Source organism: Chryseobacterium scophthalmum (assembly GCF_900143185.1).
GTDB lineage: Bacteria > Bacteroidota > Bacteroidia > Flavobacteriales > Weeksellaceae > Chryseobacterium > Chryseobacterium scophthalmum.
Genome location: NZ_FSRQ01000002.1, coordinates 168,008 through 186,433 on the forward strand (window position 1 = coordinate 168,008; position 18,426 = coordinate 186,433).

Here is an 18,426-nt window from a genome sequence, read left to right on the forward strand (position 1 = left end):
AGCTTATGAAGAAAATTTTTAATTCAATTATTTTATACGCAGGATTATTCATCGCCTTTATTTTGGTTTTGTCTTGTCTGCAACTCTACGAAAATGCGAACCGCCTTTTTGGAAGTAAAAGCAGTGACAGCAATTATTGGCTGACCTTCAGTAAAAAGATTACTCCGGATAATATCGGCAGAAAAGAACTTCTTGGTTTTAATGAAAATGATATTTCAAAAATTAAAACCTGGAATGAAGTAAAAGCCATTTATCCTTTTTCGGCAAATGAATTTAAAGCTTCTGCAAATGGCGGCGACTTTATTCCTTTTTACACTGATCTGTATTTTGAAGGTTTAGATTTAAAAGCAATTGATTCTGATTTGACAGATGAAGAGTTTCAGGTAAAAGGTGACGAAATTCCAATTATTATTTCAAGAGAATATCTCAATCTTTACAATTACGGATTTGCTTTAAACCAAGGTCTTCCGCAGATCTCTGAAGATTTTGCCAAGAAAATTGAAGTGAATATCAACATCACTGTCAATAAGCAGAATAAGACGTACAAAGGAAAAATGGTTGGACTTTCGGACAGAATACATTCCGTTTTGATTCCTAAAAAGTTTCTTGATTCTCTGAATATGGCAGAAAAGCCTGAGCTTGCTACACAGCGGAAAATCTACAATAGAGTTTTGGTACAGGTAAAAGATTCAGGAGATGAAGGTTTGGTTTCTAAAATGAAAGAAAACGGCTATGAGTCTAATCAGGAAAGTCTTCGTTCGGCAAAAATAAAGTCAAAACTATTTTTAGTTTTAAAAATAATTGCTGTTTTGGGAGTTTTCATCTTTGCTTTGTGTTTGTATATCATTGTAAGCTTTATAAAGATTCAGTTTTTAGAAAAACAGGAAGAAGTTTCTATTAAAAACAGTTTAGGATATTCACCTAAGAAAATGGTGAGCGACATTAGCAGAAAATTCAGTATTAATCTGATGTTTGTATTGATCTTAAGCTTAGGATTAATTGCAGCAGGACAATATTTTATCGCAAAATCAGAGGTTTCCAACGGTTTACTTTCGATGTATATTAATCCTTTACTTTGGTCAATGATTATCATCATTCCAATATTGGTTTATTTCTTCGTTAATATTCTTATCTACCGATGGCTGATTAAGTCCTGGAAAATATAACAAAACGACCATCAAATGATGGTCGTTTTTATTTTTTATAAAGCTGTTATTTTAATCTTTCGATCCTTGACTATCCATTGTATCTCCCATCCCTCTACTGTTTGGAGAATATACTCTTTCTTTATCTAAGAAATAAATATTATGCTTTGCCTTTGCGATAATTCCGTTGTAAACATCTTCCGGCAAACCTGTCGACTCAGAATCACTCTGGTTAACAGAAGGTTTATTATAAATTTTTAATGCTCCATATTGATCCAAAACTTTTTTCGCGTTTTGTGCATCTGTAAGATTGGAAGCATAAACCACCAAATTGATTTTACCCACACTTTCCTTACTGTAAGCTGCTAAAATATCGTTATCATTTACAAAAACATGATTCCAAAAACTTTTTGTTTTTTCATCATCTTCATATTCATTCGTAGAAGACTCTTCATCAAATCTCGATTTAGAAACAATAATGTCTGCGTCGAGAAATCCTTTGTTTTTTAATTCTGATTTTATTTCCTCTGTATTCACAGTTTCCGGAAATACTGAAATTACTGTATAAGCCATATTAATTTATTTTTTGGTTATGACTTACAGTACAAAAGCTGTGCAAAAATTCAGATCTTTACAAAATCTTTTTCCAATGGAAATGCTAAAATTCGGAAAGTTGTTGTCTTTCCATGATTACTGATGCGAGTTATAATATCTTCCAATTGAGAGACATTTTGCGTAACTAAATGTACTATTAAACAAAAATCCCCAGTAGATTTCATAATTTTTAATATTCCATTAATACTATTTACTTCCTGCAAAAAAGGAGGAATATCACAGTAAGGAATATCTATGCCTATAATCACATTTTCATTGAAACCTAATTGTTCATAATCTAAATTTACTGTAAAAGATTTAATAATTTTCGCTTCCTCCATTTTTCGTATCCTTTCAGCTACCGCTGGAGCCGTAAGCCCAACTCTTTTACCAATATCTGTATTCGAAGTGCGAGCATTAATTTGGAGTTCATTTAAAATAGCATGATGTAGCTGATCTAATTGCATAATTTTTTAGAAATGAAAGTTTTCACTAAAAATACTTTAATTATTAAAGTATTCCTGTAAAGACAAAGATGGAACTTTGTATTATATAAAACAAATTATGAAATTTAATATTAGTATCTTCCTAGCATTTGTAGCTGTAATGAGTTTAGCTACAGGTGGTATTTTTGTAAAATTAAGTAGCTTACAGCCAATAAATACAGCCTTCTACAGAATTTTAATATCTTTATTTTTCCTATTTCCCTTTGTTTATAAAAATCTCCGAAAGATTGATAGAAAATCATATATCATTATCTTATGTAGTGGTATATTCCTGGCAATTGACCTTATTCTGTGGAATAAATCATTTTTACTTACTAGTGTGGCTAACGCAAACTTATTTGTAAACCTTGTTCCTTTCACAACTATCCCTTTATCTTATTTTTTATTCAAAGAAAGACCTAGTTCAAACTTTTTATTTGGATTAGTTATTTGTATACTTGGTATTGGTGTTTTAATGTTCGGTAAATTTCAAGTTTCTGCAGAGGGATTTCAAGGAGATTTTTTAGCTTTTCTAGCTTCAATATTTTATGGGTTCTTTTTATTGAGTGTTTATAAAGTTCGTTCCAAAGTAGACGCGCCTACATTAATGTTTATTAGTGGGCTTGGTTCAATTCCTATATTAGCAGTTGCTGCAGAATTTTCTGAGAACATAATGCTTCCTTCTTCTACGCATGAATGGTATATTTTATTAGGCTTAGCTTTATGTTCACAGATTTTTGGTCAAGGTCTACTTAGCTATTGTCTAGGAAAAATTAATATATTATTGTCGTCAGTCATTATTTTAAGTCAACCAGTCTTTGCAGCTATTTACGCATATTTCATATTCAAAGAAACTTTATCTATTCAAGAACTAGGAGGTATTATCATTATTCTTTTCGGAGTTTACTTTGCTAAAAAAGAAAAGAAAAAAAACTCAATTCCTGATACGATATGAGATTTTTTTCTTTTTAACAAGATTTTAATCTAAAAATCTATTCAAAATATCAACCGCACATTTAGGAAGATTTGTTCCAGGACCGAAGATGAAATCAGCTCCGTTTGCATATAAAAATTCGTAATCCTGTTGTGGAATTACTCCACCTACAACGATCGTAATATCTTCTGCACCTAATTTCTTTAGCTCTTCAACAACCTGCGGAACCAAAGTTTTGTGACCTGCTGCCAAAGATGAAACGCCCAAAATGTGAATATCGTTTTCTACAGCCTGTTTTGCAACCTCTTCCGGAGTTTGGAATAACGGCGCAACATCCACATCAAATCCCATATCTGCAAACGCAGTTGCTACCACTTTTGCACCACGGTCATGACCATCCTGTCCCATTTTCGCCACCATGATTCTTGGACGACGACCTTCTGCTTCTTCAAATTTTTGGGTAAGCTCAAGTGCTTTTCCAAAATATTCATTTTTACCTGCATTCATAGCGTAAACTCCTTGTATCGTTCTGATGTTGGCTTTGTAACGTCCGAAACTTTCTTCCATTGCGTCACTCATTTCACCCAAAGTCACTCTTCTTCTTGCTGCTTCAATACACAATGCCAAAAGATTTCCGTTTCCTGTTTTTGCAGATTCACGGATTTCATTTAAAATTTGCTCAACAGATTCAGAATTTCGGCTTAATTTAATTGATTCTAATCTCTCAATTTGCTTTCTACGAACTTCAGTATTGTCGATATCTAAAATCTCAATTGGAGTCTGTTTTAAAGCAGATTTAAAAGAATTTACACCGATGATAAACTCTTCGCTGCTATCGATTTTTGCCTGTTTTCTAGCAGCGGCTTCTTCAATTCTCATTTTCGGAATTCCAGCTTCAATGGCTTTTGTCATTCCGCCTTCTTTTTCTACCTCATCAATGTATTTCATTGCTTCTTCGATCATTTGCTGAGTCAAAGATTCAACCAAATTACTTCCACCCATTGGATCTACAACATCGCAGATTCCACTTTCCTGCTGAAGAATAATTTGAGTATTTCTAGCAATTTTTGCCGAATAATCTGTAGGTAAAGCAATCGCTTCATCCAAAGCATTCGTATGAAGAGACTGGGTTCCGCCTAAAGCTGAAGACAAAGCTTCAATTGCCGTTCTTGTGATATTATTGAAAGGTTCCTGCTCCGTTAAAGACCAACCTGAAGTTTGTGAATGCGTTCTTAACGCTAAAGATTTAGGATTTTGAGGGTTAAACTGTTTTAAAAGCGTTGCCCAAATGTATCTTGCTGCACGCATTTTTGCAATTTCCATGAAATGGTTCATCCCAATTGCCCAAAAGAATGACAATCTTGGAGCGAAATCATCCACATTCATTCCTGCTTTAATTCCGGTTCTTACATATTCTAAACCATCCGCTAAAGTATAAGCCATTTCTAAAACAGGAGTTGCTCCTGCTTCCTGCATGTGATATCCGGAAATTGAAATCGAGTTGAATTTCGGAATATTTCTTGAAGTATATTCAAAAATATCAGCAATAATTTTCATGGAAGGAGTCGGCGGATAAATATACGTATTACGCACCATGAATTCTTTCAAAATATCATTCTGAATAGTTCCTGAAAGCTTATCCTGAGAAACGCCTTGCTCTTCTGCAGCTACAATATAAAATGAAAGAATTGGCAAAACCGCACCATTCATCGTCATTGAAACCGATATTTCATCTAAAGGAATTTCGTTGAACAAAATCTTCATATCCTCCACAGAATCAATTGCAACACCGGCTTTACCAACATCTCCAACAACTCTTGCGTGATCGGAATCATAACCTCTGTGTGTCGCCAAATCGAAAGCTACGGAAAGTCCTTTTTGACCTGCTGCCAAGTTTCTTCTGTAAAAAGCATTAGATTCTTCGGCTGTAGAAAAACCTGCATATTGACGGATCGTCCAAGGTTTTTGAACATACATTGTAGAATAAGGACCTCTTAAGTAAGGGGCAATTCCCGGAGAAGCATCGCTGATGTCTTTATTTTTTACATCTTCTGCAGTGTATTTTGATTTCAGCTCAAGTCCATCCTTTTCAAATTGATAGATTTCCTGCTGATTTTCAGATATATTAAATTGAGGAATTTTGTTCTTTATTTCCCTTCTCATTTCTTCAGATTTAAGATTTTAAAAATAAGCATTTTTACGGGAATGTTTTGCGATTGATTTTCAGTAACATTGAATGTTTAAAAATAAAGGATCTTAACACATTAGCCACAGAGAGTTTTAATTATTATTCTGCTTAAAAGAGCACATTAGTTTTTTGAAGATCTTTGATTTTCTTTAATGTGATTTAAATGTTTTTAAATTCAACTGAAAAATATGTTATTGCTAATATGTATGAATTAATAGGATTCCATCCTATTCTTCGTTAAATCATTCCTTCAGGACTTCTTAACAACATAAAATACAAAAGCGAGACTGTAATATTACAATCTCGCTTTTTATTTTAAACTCTTTAATGGTGTTTAAAATTATTTTCCAAGTTTTTTTATTCCCATTTCATACAAAGCAAAAGAAATTAAATCTGCATTTTCGCTGATTACCTGATCTGTTGCTCTTCCTGCTCCATGACCTGCATTTTTCTCAATTCTTAACAAAATCGGATTTGCACATTTTTGTTTTTCCTGCAATTCTGCACCAAATTTGAATGAATGCGCCGGAACTACTCTATCGTCGTGATCACTTGTAATAATCATTGTTGAAGGATAACAAGTTCCTGCTTTTACGTTATGAACCGGTGAATATGATTTCAAATAATCAAACATTTCTTTATTGTCTTCGGCAGTTCCGTAATCATAAGACCAACCTGCTCCAGCGGTAAATTTGTTGTATCTCAGCATATCTAAAACTCCAACTCCCGGGAAGGCAACTTTAGCCAAATCAGGGCGCATCGTCATTGTTGCTCCAACTAACAAACCTCCGTTTGATCTTCCAGAAAGCGCCATATATTCTTTTGAAGTATAACCTTTCGATTGTAAATATTCTCCAGCTGCGATGAAGTCTTCAAACACATTTTTCTTCTGCATTTTTGTTCCTGCATCATGCCATTTTTTACCGTATTCACCACCACCACGAATGTTTGGAACGGCGTAAATTCCACCATTTTCCATCCAGATTGCATTAACTACGGAAAAAGAAGGCTGCAAACTAACGTTGAAACCACCGTAAGAATAAAGAATTGTAGGGTTTTTACCATTCAGCTTTATTCCTTTTTTATAATTAATCATCATCGGAACTTTGGTTCCATCTTTTGATGTATAAAATACCTGCTCAGAAACATAATCTTCAGGATTAAATTTCACTTTCGGCTTTTGATAAACTTCAGATTTTCCGGTATCTGCATTGAATTTATATGTTGTTCCCGGAGTAATATAATTGCTGAAAGAATAATACAACTCTTTTTCAGTTTCTTTACCACCAAAACCACCTACATTTCCTTTTCCTGGCAACGAAATTTCTCTAATTAGTTTTCCGGTTTTGTCAAACTGCTTTACCTGATCAATTGCGTCAATCATGTATGTCGCAAAGAAATAACCGCCACCTCCGGAAATTCCTAACACATTTTCTGTTTCTGGGATAACATCTTTCCAGGTTTCAGGAGACGGATTTTGAATGGTTGTTTTTACCAAACGCATATTTGGCGCATCTTTATCAGTAAAAATGAAAAGATTATCACCTTCTGTGTCAACAATATTTACATTGATATCAAAACCTTTGTTTATCTGAACGAAATCACCGCCTTTTTTTAGGTCTTTCACGTACAATTCGTTTCCGTTGGTTGCATTTGCAGCAGAAATAATCAGATATCTCTGATCTTCAGAAACTCCTGCTCCCAAATATCTTCTTGGGGTTTTATCTCCACCAAAAATCAATTGATCAGCAGATTGCTTTGTTCCTAATTTATGAAAATAAACTTTGTGTTTATCGGTCATTCCGGAAAGTACAGTTCCTTCTTTAGGCTTGTCGTAGCTTGAATAATAGAAACCTTCATCACCCTGCCAAGAAATTCCACTGAACTTTACATCAACAATTGTTTCGTCAATTTGCTTTTTGGTAAGGGCATCGATGATGATAATTTTATTCCAGTCGCTACCTCCTTCAGAAATAGAGTACGCTGCCAAATTCCCTTTTTTGTTGAAAGACAAGCTCGAAAGCGAAGTCGTTCCTTTATCTGAAAATTTATTAGGATCTAAAAATACCTCTGTGGTTTTTGTCTTATTATTGGTTCTGTACAAAACAGCTTGTGCCTGTAAACCATCGTTTTTATAATAATACGTAAAATCTCCCTCTTTGAAAGGTGCACCTATTTTTTCGTAGTTCCAAATATCTGTTAACTGCTTTTTAATCTGCTCTCTAAATGGAATCTGTGATAAATATTTTTGACTGTAAGCAACTTCTTCATCTACCCATTTTTTGGTAGGTTCTGAATCATTTTCCAGATCTCTGTAAGGATCTGCAACGGCTGTTCCGAAATAAGTATCAGTTTGATTTCCTTTGATCGCTTTAGGATAAGTCATTTTTTGAGCATAAACTGTAGCCGAGAATAATACTCCGGCTGTTAATAACATAGGTTTAAAATTCATTGTGAAGGATTTTCTCAAAAATACGCAAAGTTGTGGGAATACAAAAGCCTACATTGTGTGACTTTTTTCGTGTCTTTTTGAATATAAATTTTAATTACACTCTGTGTGAAATAAATTGTAATTATAGGTAAAAATTTTATATTTTTACGAAAATAGAGCGGAATCCGAAAAGCTAATTAGAGTAGGAAAATCAAATTAAAACAATATGAAAAATTTAAAAAAAATCGACAGAAAAGAGTTGAAAAACATTCAAGGAGGAGATAGGAAATGTTACGACTTGAGAGATTCTCCAACAGATCCTTGTGAGGAACTCAATAATCAAGGAACAGGATGTTATAGATTTAATAACTGTTCAATGATTTGTACATTGGGACCATGCAGGTAAATTTAGTACATTAAATAAAAGTCAATAATTAAATATCTTAAAGTTATAAATAACAGCAAGAATTTAATTATTGACTTCTTTAATTTTATTTCTTGATTAATCCCAATTCAATTAATCTTTCGTGTAAAAATTCTCCGGCAGTTGTATCATCATATAACTTTGGGTTGTTTTCGTCAACACAGTTTTCTAAAGCATTCAGCGACATTTCGCTTACCGGATGCATAAAGAAAGGGATAGAATATCTTGAAGTTCCCCACAACTCTCTCGGCGGGTTTACCACTCTGTGAATCGTAGATTTCAACTTGTTGTTGGTGTGTCTCGAAAGCATATCTCCAACATTAATCATCAATTCGTCTGGTTGTGCGATCGCATCGATCCATTCTCCTTTGTGATTTTGTACCTGAAGACCTTTTCCCTGAGAACCCATCAAAAGGGTAATCAAGTTGATGTCTCCGTGAGCTGCAGCTCTTACTGCATCATCCGGTTCCTGAGTAATTGGAGGATAGTGAATTGGTCTCAAAATAGAGTTTCCTTCTGCAATTTTATCGTCAAAATAAAATTCATCAAGACCAAGATACAATGCTAAAGCTCTCAAAACATATTTTCCTGTTTTTTCAAGCATCTGGTAAGTTTCTTTACCTACCTCATTAAATTGTGGAAGCTCGTCTACGATTACATTGTCGGGATATTCGCTTTTGTATTTTGAGTCATCCGAAACATATTGTCCGAAATGCCAAAATTCTTTCAAATCACCTTTTTTAAAACCTTTAGCCGTTTCTTTACCAAAGCCAACATAACCTCTTTGTCCTCCAATTCCTGGGATCTCATACTTTTGCTTGGTTTCTGTTGGGAGTTCAAAGAAGTTTTTCACTTCTCCATAAAGATTGTCTACGAGTTTGTCATCAAGGAAATGTCCTTTTAAGGCTACAAAACCAATTTCTTCGTAAGCTTTTCCGATTTCATTTACAAATTTCTGTTTGCGTTCCGGGTTGTCCGAAAGGAAATCACGCAGGTCTACACTAGGTATTTTATCCATTTTATAGAAATTTTACGTGGGGCTAATTTACAGATTTTTTGAATTAAATGATTTTAGAATTCATTATTTATAAACTAAATTTGCTTTATGAAATTGCAAAAGGCTCAATTAGTAAATAAATACGAGAAAATTAAAGCGATTACATTTGACTTAAAAAAACAATAGAAATTTTCAAATGAAAAAATATTCTTCTAAGAGAAGTATTCAGGTACTTGCTAATATTCTTCACCAATACGGAATTTTAGACGTTGTAATATCTCCGGGATCCAGAAATGCTCCTTTGGCGATTCATTTTTCAGAGATGGATGATTTCAACTGTTTCAGCATTGTTGATGAAAGAAGTGCAGCTTTTGTTGCTCTCGGAATGGCAATGAGCGAGAAAAAACCTGTTGCAATTACCTGCACAAGTGGTTCTGCAGCGGCAAATTATTATCCTGCAGTTACCGAAGCTTTTTATCAGAATATTCCATTGTTGATTTTAACGGCAGACCGACCGACTGATTATGTTGATCTTTTTGACGGACAGACAATCAGACAAAATAATCTTTTTCATCAGCATTCTTACGGAGATTTTCAGCTAGTTGAAGACAGCAAAGACGATGCAGAAAGCATTAATTCAGACCTTATAAAAAAGGCAGTCGAACTTTGTTTTGAAAAACAAGGTCCGGTTCATATCAATATTCCTTTAGAAGAACCTTTGTATGATTTGGTTTCAGAACTTCCAACTTTTCCGGAAGTTGAGAAAACGATTAAAAAGAAAGAGTACGAAATCCCTTCCAATTTAGTAGCAGACTGGAATACTTCACAGAGAATTATGATTCTGGTTGGAACAAAAGGTTACAGTCCTGAATTGGAAAACCAGCTTACCCAATTAGTTAAAAATCATTCAGTTGTTGTTTTAAGCGAAGCAAATTCAAATTTATATCATGAGAAGTTTTTTAGACACATCGACCGATATATTTTTGCATTTACAGAAGATGATTTTAAAACTTACGCTCCAGATTTATTGATTACCGTTGGACAAAATGTGGTTTCAAAAAAAGTAAAACAGTTTTTAAGAAATGCACATCCGAAGCAACATTGGCATTTGGATGAAGTTTGGCAACCCGACACTTATTTTTCTCTCACTCAAAAAATAGAAATAAAGCCAGAGGTTTTCTTTTCTAAATTATTAAATTTCATCAACTTAGAACCTAGACCTTATTACAATCTTTGGGATGTTTTAAGAGATAAAAAAGATAAAAAACATAACGATTTCTTAAACTTAGCAGAGTTTTCAGATTTCTATTTCTTTAATAAAGCTTCACAGAGCATTCCTGAGAATTACAATATACATTTCAGCAATTCATCAGCAATTCGTTATGCACAGTTATTTGATTTTGGAAAGAGAAAAATGTACTGCAACCGCGGAACAAGCGGAATCGACGGTTCTACTTCCACCGCAATGGGTTTTGCCATCAAAAACAAAAACCCTACCCTATTGATTACAGGAGATTTAAGCTTTTTCTATGACATCAATGGTTTGTGGAATCAATATATCCCACCGTTTACAAGAATTATCATTTTTAATAATGGTGAAGGAAATATTTTTAAAATAATTCCGGGTCCTGGAAATGCCAACTCAAATACGGTTGATGAATTTATTTCTACAAAGCATCATAAAAATGCAGAGTTTATGGCTAAACATTTTGGCTTTTCTTATGTAAAAGTTGAAGATGACGGAACTTTAGACCGCGTTTTTGAGAATTTCTTCAAACCAGATTCGCTTCCTAAAATAATGGAAGTCAATACACAAGGTAAAAATAATGCAGATACGCAGAAAGCCTATTTTAATTTTTTAAAGGAAAGCTAAGAAATACTAAACCATTAAGGAAAGTTAAGCAGTTAAGATAGGTTAAGAAATCTATAGATTTTTTAAGCATGAATTCTTACAGCGAAGCCAAATCTTAATGTTCTAAACTTCTTAAAAAATCTTAATGGTAAAAAAAGCAGATTTATTTAATTATAAATCTGCTTTTCTATTTAATCTGCGAGAGAAAAATATTTTAAAGAAATTATTTAAATATCCAAATAATCATCATTCCCCGGAAGATTGGTGATTTTATGAATCGGATAAATAAACATATCATCAAAATCATTCATTGCATTAATCAATTGAAAATGTGAGAATTCCTTGATATTCTGCAAAGTAATTTCGGCTTCTTTTATTTTCTTTTTCTTCAAAAGATATTGTCTTTGCACCCCGTTTAAAAGATAAGTGGATGGCGTAAACCAATCTTTTCCTTTTTGGAATAATATATTTGAAAATGAAGTATCTGTGATGTGATTATTTTTTACGATAATAATTTCCTCAGCTTTAGACTTCATCTTCATTTTTTCAAGCTCTTTGCGATCTTCAAACTTAAAAGAATAGTCATAACTGTTATTTTCAACCAACTGAAAATCCTGAATTTCAGGAATCGCATAAGGCATCATCATCGTTCTGAATTTTTTATCAAGGTCATAAACAAGTCGCAGTTTGTATAAACCGTCTTCGTCGTGTTGAAGATCTTTAAAAATCTTCTCCAAATCAATAGAACCTTCTTTCCCAAAATGGGCGAAAGTCTCGTTCACGCGTTTCTGGTGAAACTCCAACAGGAACAATTCCTGATCTTCTACTTTAATACTTTCAATGAATTGGGACATAAATTTTGTTTTTCATTTCCTGATACTCGTCTTCTAACTTGCTCATGTGCGTAATTCCGCCACCGCTTTTGAAATACAGCTGATCGCCTTCTTTTTCGATAAAACGAATCATTACACAACTGTCTAGATCTTTTCCATCAAACCAACCGCAAACTCCGGTATAAAAACCTCTGTCGAAACCTTCCGCTTCAAGGATAATTTCTAAAGTTTTAGGTTTTGGCGCTCCTAAAATAGAACCTGCAGGTAAAAGTTTTTTCATGATACTTCCTACTTTTCCTTTAAACTCAGGTTTTAAATTTCCTGAAATTTCAGAACTCATCGCATACAGATCTTTCTGTTTTGTTTTCAGAAAATCAATATACTGGAATTTATCAACTTTCACATCATCTGCAACCATACTTAAATCATTTCTAAGCAAATCGACCACAGTATAATGTTCTGCCTTTTCTTTTTTATCATTTTTCAAAATTTCTGCAGCATTCTCTAAAGAAGCATCAATCGTACCTTTCATCGGATAGGTCTGAATTTTATCATCAACAATCTTTACGAAAGTTTCAGGAGAAAAAAATACGAAAAAATCTTTATATAAAACCTTGTATTTTGCAGAAGAATGATGAAAAATTTCTCCCAGGTTGAGATTTGTTTCAATTCTGGTTTTCCGGGTGTAGTTGGTAAGATAAGAATTTCCCTGACGAATATTTTTCTGAACGTGATCGAAACCTTTTTTAAAGCTTTCCAGTGATTCGGGAAATGATTTTAATTCTATTTTCTTATCTAAATTTTCCTGCTTTTCCACATTCGAAAAACTTTGAAAATCAATCAATAAACCTTCTTTTTCAATTTCATTCTCTGTGAAGATTTCTACCTGATCAACCAGGAAGTCTATAATAAAGAAAAAGGGAACTTTCTGATGTGAAAGTTCGTCCATTTCAATAAATTTTTGATGATTCGCTGAAAACATTCCGCAAAAGTAGTTATTGATGTTTACTTTTGCATAAAATTTTTTCAATGCAGGAGCAATATCCACAAAAACCGGGAATCGATTTTATTTTAAAACAAGCATTTTTTTACTGGAACAAAACGTTGGTTTACCAAATGATTTTTTCGGTTATTTATTTGGCTTTGTTTTCTACGGTTTTCTTATACTTTTCAGGTCGATACGGAATCATGGATCAGCTTTTGGGCGCCATGTCTGATTATATGAAAATAGGACCTGCAGGATTAGAAGCGTACAAAAATGATGTTTCTGCAATCATGATCAGTAAAGGATTCCAAAACTTTTATCTTGGTTTGGTAGGAACTCTGATTTTTCTTTATCCCTTAAATTTAGGATTTTTTCAAATCTTTAGAAAAATTGATCTTAAAGAAAATGTTGAGTTAAGAGATTTGTTTGCCGGATATAACGGTCTGAATTTCTTCAGATATGCAAGTTATTTTATATTCTGGTATTTCTTATACAGCTTTATTGCTCAAACCCTTATTCTTCCTGTTGTTTGGGTAATGATAACATTGTTTGTGGCGCCATTAATGTTTTTTCAGAACAAAACTATTTTTGAAGGAATTGCATTAAACTGGAAAGCTTTAAAAATGTATTTTATCGAAATATTAGTTTGTACAATGGTCGCTGTTTTATTTAAATACATCGGTTTCGGGATCTTTTTGATCGGTGGATTATTCACTTTCCCATTTTGGAATGCGATGATTTATTCTTTGTATACAACTATTTTCATCGAGAAAGTCTGATTTTGAAAGATGTGTGATGTTTTTGTTCTCAAAAAAAATTAAATTTGAGAAACATTAAAAACAAACACCATGTCCGAATTTAACGAATTTGATCAGCAAGGCTCTGCACCTGAAAGAAATACCGGATCTATTATTTCTCATGCTTTCGAAATGTATAAAGGCGTTTTTCTTTATGGTCTCATTATAATTGTTATTTATTTCATTGCAAATTTTGTAATTCAGAATATTAGCGGTTATAATCTACTGAACAATCTAAGAAGCTTTAGAGATTTAGATGGAGATTATTCAGATTACGCCTATTGGAATCGATCAGGGACATCATTGTATTATTCCGGATATAGTTTTTTAGGAATTCTAATGTCCCCACTTTATGTTGGGCTCATTTATATAACAAATAAATTCAATACTAAAGAACAGATAGAGTTTTCAGATCTTTTCATAGGCTATCGTCAAAATTTAGGAAATATTTTATTGTATAGTTTGATTATTACAATTATACTTTGGATCTCATTTTTAATGTGCTTTTTGCCTTTTTTCTTTGTATATCCTTTATTTTTTCTTGGTTATCCTATCTTATTGTTTGAGAATGCAAATGCAATGGATGCACTTAATAAAACTTATAATATTGTTAAAGAAAATTACAGTACTTTTTTAGGAACAGCACTTTTAGGTGGCATTATTAGTCTGTCAGGAATTATTTTATGTGGTGTTGGTATAATTTTTACTGCTTGCTTCATGGAGATAGCTATGTACTCAGCTTACTGCGCTTACCTTGGCAAACCCTTACAAATGAAAAAACAATAAATGATACCACAAAATAAAGACAAACAAATCAGCAGCACAGCGATAAAACAAGTTTCTTTGCTTGCAATTATTTTGGTTTTAGCAGGTTTAATCTGTTTTAATCTTGCGCTTTTTATCCCTTCAGTTTTGGGAGCCATAACGATTTATGTCGTCTGCAGAAAATATAATTTTTACCTGCAGGAAGAACGAAAATGGAAACCGTGGGCTTCTGCTTTAGTTCTCATGCTGGCAAGTTTAATTATTATTATTCTTCCGGTGTATTTTATTGCCGATTTATTGATTGAAAAGCTTGGAAATGCACAAGCTTATATGGATAAGTTTAACGTGTTTGTCGAAAAAATCCACTCTTTTATTTATAAAAAAACCAGCTTTGACATCATGAGTAAAGAGAACATGGTTAAGCTGAAAGAGTTTGCCGGAAAATATTCTACATCAGCATTAAGCGGAACATTTAATACTTTGACGGTAGTAATGTCGATGTATTTTATTCTTTACTTCATGTTTGAAAAGCCAAGATTCTTCGAAAGAATTTTAGCTTCAGCAGCTCCCTTGAAAAGATCTAATGTCTCTTTGATCGGTGAAAAAATGCGTAAACTTATTATGGCAAATGCAATCGGTCTTCCTGTTGTTGCTTTGGGACAGGGAATAATCGCACTAATTGGTTACTTTATCTTTGGTGCACCAAGTCCTATTTTGTTATTTGCATTAACCGCAGCGGCATCGATGATTCCCGTGGTGGGAGCGGCAATTATTTATGTTCCGATTTGTATTTTTATGATTGCAGAAGGTCAAACCGGGCCGGGAATCGGTCTTGCCCTTTATTGTGTAATTGTGGTTGGATTAACAGATAACGTACTTCGTTTTACTTTGCTAAAAAAACTGGAAGATATTCACCCTTTAAATACCGTTTTTGGAATTATTATGGGAATGAATCTTTTTGGATTTATGGGATTGATTTTCGGCCCTATTTTAGTGTCATTCACACTACTTCTTATTCAAGTGTACAGAAATGAATTTTCTGATGATGAAACGCCCGAGCTTCAACTTTCTGATAAAGACAAAAACGAAGATCTAGAAAATAAAATTGATTTAATAGTTTAAAAATGGAGCAAGGAATAAATCCTGAAATTTTACAGGAAATATGCGTGGTTAAAATGCCTTTCGGAAAATATAAAGACACTGTTTTAGCTGATCTTCCGATAAGTTATCTGGAATGGTTTCAGCGCCAAGGAATGCCCCCCGGAAAACTGGGAATGCAGCTTTCTACGATTTATGAAATAAAATTAAATGGTTTGATGGATCTGCTTACGCCTCTTCGTGGTGGAAAAGTGAGTTATGAAAAACCTAAAACTAAGATTTATAACTTATAAATCTTCGGCGGCACCAAAGGTGCCGCCGAAATTTTAATTTATATAACGCTAAACTATTTAGGCTCCCACAATTCAACTTTATTTCCTTCTAAATCGAGAATGTGAACGAATTTCCCAAAATCGTAAACTTCAACTTCATCAAGAATCGTTACACCCTCTTTTTTTAATTCTTCAACCAAAGCTTCTAAATCCTCAACGGTATAATTGATCATAAACTCTCTTTTTGAAGGTTCAAAATATTCTGTTGTTTCTTTAGTCGGGCTCCATGTAAGGGAACCTTTTGCATCAGAATCAGACATTTCTTTCCAGTCAAATGTTGCTCCGTAATCGTTGGTATCAATTCCAAGATGGGTTTTGTACCATTCTTTCATTTTGATTGGATCTTTACATTTGAAGAAAATTCCTCCAATTCCTGTTACTCTTTTCATTGTATCGTTTTAGTTTATTTAAATGATTATCCTTTTAAAGCTACAATTTCGTCTCTCAGTTTTGCGGCTTTTATAAAATCAAGATTTTTTGCGGCAGCTTCCATTTCTTTTTGCTTTTGAGCAATCATTTTTTCGATATCTTCAGTAGCATAAGTAGCTTTTACTTCGGCAACTTTTTGGGTAATTTCCTTTTGAGTATATTTTTCATCAGGGAAATCTTTACTTCTTCCGACAAGGTTTTCAGAGATTTTTTTATTTAATGCGGTCGGAACTTTTCCATGCTCTTCATTGTACTGCATTTGTTTTGCACGACGATATTCCGTTTCATCTAAAGCTGCCTGCATCGATTTGGTAATTTTATCGGCGTACATAATCGCTCTACCATTTACATTTCTTGCAGCACGACCAACCGTTTGAATCATTGATCTTCGACTTCTCAACATTCCTTCTTTATCGGCATCTAAAATGGCAACCAATGAAACTTCCGGTAAATCAAGACCTTCTCTCAATAAATTGACTCCAATTAAAACATCAAAAACACCGAGACGCAAATCCTGCATAATCTGAATACGCTCCAAAGTTTCAACATCAGAGTGAATATATCTCGTTCTGATTCCGAATTTTGTGAAATATTTTGTGAGCTCTTCCGCCATTTTTTTAGTTAAAGTAGTCACTAAAACTCTTTCGTCAATTTCAGCACGTTTATTTATTTCTTCCATTAGATCATCGATCTGATTTAAGGAAGGTCTTACTTCAATAATTGGATCTAAAAGTCCTGTGGGACGGATGATCTGTTCAATATATTCCCCTCCGGTTTTTTCCAGTTCATAATCTGCCGGAGTTGCCGAAACGTAAATGACTTGATTTTGAATGGCCTCAAATTCTTCAAACTTTAAAGGTCTGTTATCCATCGCTGCAGGAAGTCGGAAACCATACTCCACCAAAGCTTCTTTACGGCTTCTGTCGCCGCCATACATCGCATGAACCTGCGGAACCGTAACATGGCTTTCATCGATAACCATTAAGAAATCTTTTGGGAAGTAATCTAAAAGACAGAAAGGTCGAGATCCAGGAAGTCTTCCGTCAAGATAACGCGAATAATTTTCGATTCCTGAACAATAACCAAGCTCTTTGATCATCTCAAGGTCCAATTCTGTTCTTTCCTGCAGTCTTTTTGATTCTAAAGGCTTGCCGATTTCTGCGAAAAAGTCAACCTGTTTTACCATATCATCCTGGATATTTTTTATCGCACCATTCAATGTCTCTTTTGTGGTTACAAAAAGATTAGCAGGATAAATCTGAATTTGATCAAAATTGGAAGTTACATTTCCGGACACAGGATCAAAGCTTTGAATTTTTTCAATTTCATCACCAAAAAACTGAATTCTTATTCCGTTATCTGCATACGCAGGAAATACATCGATCACGTCTCCTTTTACACGAAACGTACCGCGTTGAAAGTCAGCCAATGTTCTTGAATACAACGCATTAACTAAAGAATGAAGCAATGCGGTTCGGGTTGTTTTTTCACCAATCTCAAGAGAGATTAATGATTTATGAAATTCAGCAGGATTTCCAACACCATAAATACATGATACTGAGGCAACAATCAAAATATCTCTCCTTCCTGAAAGCAAACTTGCAATCGCAGAAAGACGTAATTTCTCTACCTCTTCATTGATGCTTAAATCTTTTTCTATATAAGTTCCTGAGCTTGCAATATAAGCTTCGGGTTGATAGTAATCATAGTAACTCACGAAATATTCAACAGCATTTTCGGGATAGAATTCTTTAAATTCCATAAAAAGCTGAGCCGCCAAAGTTTTGTTGTGCGCCAAAACCAAAGTTGGTTTCTGAACGTTATTCACAACATTGGCAACAGTAAACGTTTTCCCGGAACCCGTTACCCCAAGCAAAGTTTGATATTTTTCGCCGATCTCTATTCCGGCGGTCAATTTTTCAATTGCTTTAGGCTGATCTCCTGTAGGTTGATATTCTGATTGTAGATTGAATTTCATACTTCAAATTTAGGAAATAAAAAAATGCAACAATGAAGAGTGAAGTCATAAATTGTAATTTCTCATTTGAATATTTTTATTAAAAAATTATCTGATAAAATCATCATTAAAAAAACCGCAAAGCATTACACTTTACGGTTGAAATTGATATCGCTGAAA

The 18,426-nt window shown here is 33.7% G+C and carries 17 protein-coding genes; 8 read left to right on the forward strand and 9 right to left on the reverse strand.

The window, feature by feature from the left end:
- Window positions 1–5 precede the first annotated feature (5 nt).
- Window positions 6–1,166: an ABC transporter permease gene (locus BUR17_RS10905; protein ID WP_074230419.1), complete on the forward strand. Its 1,161-nt coding sequence runs from the start codon at window positions 6–8 to the stop codon at window positions 1,164–1,166.
- 51 nt (window positions 1,167–1,217) lie between these two features.
- Here the strand turns inward: BUR17_RS10905 and BUR17_RS10910 are convergent, their stop codons facing one another.
- Both BUR17_RS10910 and BUR17_RS10915 read right to left on the reverse strand, forming a co-directional pair.
- Window positions 1,218–1,718 carry a hypothetical protein gene (locus BUR17_RS10910; RefSeq protein ID WP_074230420.1) on the reverse strand — a complete coding sequence of 167 codons (501 nt, stop codon included), beginning with the start codon at window positions 1,716–1,718 and terminating at the stop codon, window positions 1,218–1,220.
- 50 nt (window positions 1,719–1,768) lie between these two features.
- Window positions 1,769–2,206, reverse strand: a complete 438-nt coding sequence (locus BUR17_RS10915; protein ID WP_074230421.1) for an Lrp/AsnC family transcriptional regulator — start codon at window positions 2,204–2,206, stop codon at window positions 1,769–1,771.
- A gap of 97 nt (window positions 2,207–2,303) precedes the next feature.
- Here BUR17_RS10915 and BUR17_RS10920 point away from each other — a divergent pair, with 97 nt between their 5' ends.
- Window positions 2,304–3,179 carry a DMT family transporter gene (locus BUR17_RS10920; protein WP_074230422.1) on the forward strand — a complete coding sequence of 292 codons (876 nt, stop codon included), beginning with the start codon at window positions 2,304–2,306 and terminating at the stop codon, window positions 3,177–3,179.
- A gap of 24 nt (window positions 3,180–3,203) precedes the next feature.
- Here the strand turns inward: BUR17_RS10920 and scpA are convergent, their stop codons facing one another.
- On the reverse strand, window positions 3,204–5,321 hold the full coding sequence (gene scpA, locus BUR17_RS10925) for a methylmalonyl-CoA mutase (RefSeq protein ID WP_074230423.1): 2,118 nt from the start codon (window positions 5,319–5,321) through the stop codon (window positions 3,204–3,206).
- 365 nt (window positions 5,322–5,686) lie between these two features.
- Window positions 5,687–7,798, reverse strand: a complete 2,112-nt coding sequence (locus tag BUR17_RS10930) for a prolyl oligopeptidase family serine peptidase (RefSeq protein ID WP_074230424.1) — start codon at window positions 7,796–7,798, stop codon at window positions 5,687–5,689.
- A gap of 205 nt (window positions 7,799–8,003) precedes the next feature.
- Here BUR17_RS10930 and BUR17_RS20655 point away from each other — a divergent pair, with 205 nt between their 5' ends.
- The gene (locus BUR17_RS20655) at window positions 8,004–8,183 is read left to right on the forward strand and encodes a bacteriocin-like protein (protein WP_143747571.1); all 180 of its coding nucleotides are present in this window, start codon (window positions 8,004–8,006) and stop codon (window positions 8,181–8,183) included.
- Window positions 8,184–8,268: 85 nt separating this feature from the next.
- On the opposite strand, the gene BUR17_RS10935 is transcribed toward BUR17_RS20655, so the two are convergent.
- On the reverse strand, window positions 8,269–9,219 hold the full coding sequence (locus tag BUR17_RS10935) for an isopenicillin N synthase family dioxygenase (protein WP_074230425.1): 951 nt from the start codon (window positions 9,217–9,219) through the stop codon (window positions 8,269–8,271).
- A 175-nt stretch (window positions 9,220–9,394) separates the two neighbouring features.
- Here BUR17_RS10935 and menD point away from each other — a divergent pair, with 175 nt between their 5' ends.
- Window positions 9,395–11,071 (forward strand): 2-succinyl-5-enolpyruvyl-6-hydroxy-3-cyclohexene-1-carboxylic-acid synthase, encoded by a 1,677-nt coding sequence (gene menD, locus BUR17_RS10940; RefSeq protein WP_074230426.1) that lies wholly within the window; start codon window positions 9,395–9,397, stop codon window positions 11,069–11,071.
- 206 nt (window positions 11,072–11,277) lie between these two features.
- Here menD and BUR17_RS10945 read toward each other — a convergent pair whose 3' ends face one another.
- Together BUR17_RS10945 and BUR17_RS10950 are read right to left on the reverse strand one after the other, a co-directional pair.
- On the reverse strand, window positions 11,278–11,904 hold the full coding sequence (locus BUR17_RS10945; protein WP_074230427.1) for an aminotransferase class IV: 627 nt from the start codon (window positions 11,902–11,904) through the stop codon (window positions 11,278–11,280).
- Complete coding sequence (locus BUR17_RS10950; protein ID WP_074231173.1) at window positions 11,888–12,865, reverse strand: aminodeoxychorismate synthase component I; 978 nt, start codon at window positions 12,863–12,865, stop codon at window positions 11,888–11,890. The genes BUR17_RS10945 and BUR17_RS10950 overlap by 17 nt, the downstream gene beginning before the upstream one ends.
- Before the next feature lie 47 nt (window positions 12,866–12,912).
- Between BUR17_RS10950 and BUR17_RS10955 the strand changes: the two genes are divergently transcribed.
- From BUR17_RS10955 to BUR17_RS10970, 4 genes are all read left to right on the forward strand, one after another.
- Window positions 12,913–13,647 (forward strand): hypothetical protein, encoded by a 735-nt coding sequence (locus BUR17_RS10955; protein WP_074230428.1) that lies wholly within the window; start codon window positions 12,913–12,915, stop codon window positions 13,645–13,647.
- A gap of 69 nt (window positions 13,648–13,716) precedes the next feature.
- Window positions 13,717–14,451 carry a beta-carotene 15,15'-monooxygenase gene (locus BUR17_RS10960; RefSeq protein WP_074230429.1) on the forward strand — a complete coding sequence of 245 codons (735 nt, stop codon included), beginning with the start codon at window positions 13,717–13,719 and terminating at the stop codon, window positions 14,449–14,451.
- Window positions 14,452–15,552, forward strand: coding sequence for an AI-2E family transporter (locus tag BUR17_RS10965; protein ID WP_074230430.1), 1,101 nt, complete (start codon window positions 14,452–14,454; stop codon window positions 15,550–15,552).
- 14 nt (window positions 15,553–15,566) lie between these two features.
- The gene (locus BUR17_RS10970; protein WP_074231175.1) at window positions 15,567–15,821 is read left to right on the forward strand and encodes a DUF3820 family protein; all 255 of its coding nucleotides are present in this window, start codon (window positions 15,567–15,569) and stop codon (window positions 15,819–15,821) included.
- A 53-nt stretch (window positions 15,822–15,874) separates the two neighbouring features.
- Here BUR17_RS10970 and BUR17_RS10975 read toward each other — a convergent pair whose 3' ends face one another.
- Both BUR17_RS10975 and uvrB read right to left on the reverse strand, forming a co-directional pair.
- Window positions 15,875–16,249: a VOC family protein gene (locus tag BUR17_RS10975; RefSeq protein WP_074230431.1), complete on the reverse strand. Its 375-nt coding sequence runs from the start codon at window positions 16,247–16,249 to the stop codon at window positions 15,875–15,877.
- A 26-nt stretch (window positions 16,250–16,275) separates the two neighbouring features.
- Entirely contained in the window at window positions 16,276–18,267 is a 1,992-nt protein-coding gene (gene uvrB / locus BUR17_RS10980; RefSeq protein WP_074230432.1) for an excinuclease ABC subunit UvrB, read from the reverse strand.
- Window positions 18,268–18,426: the final 159 nt, after the last annotated feature.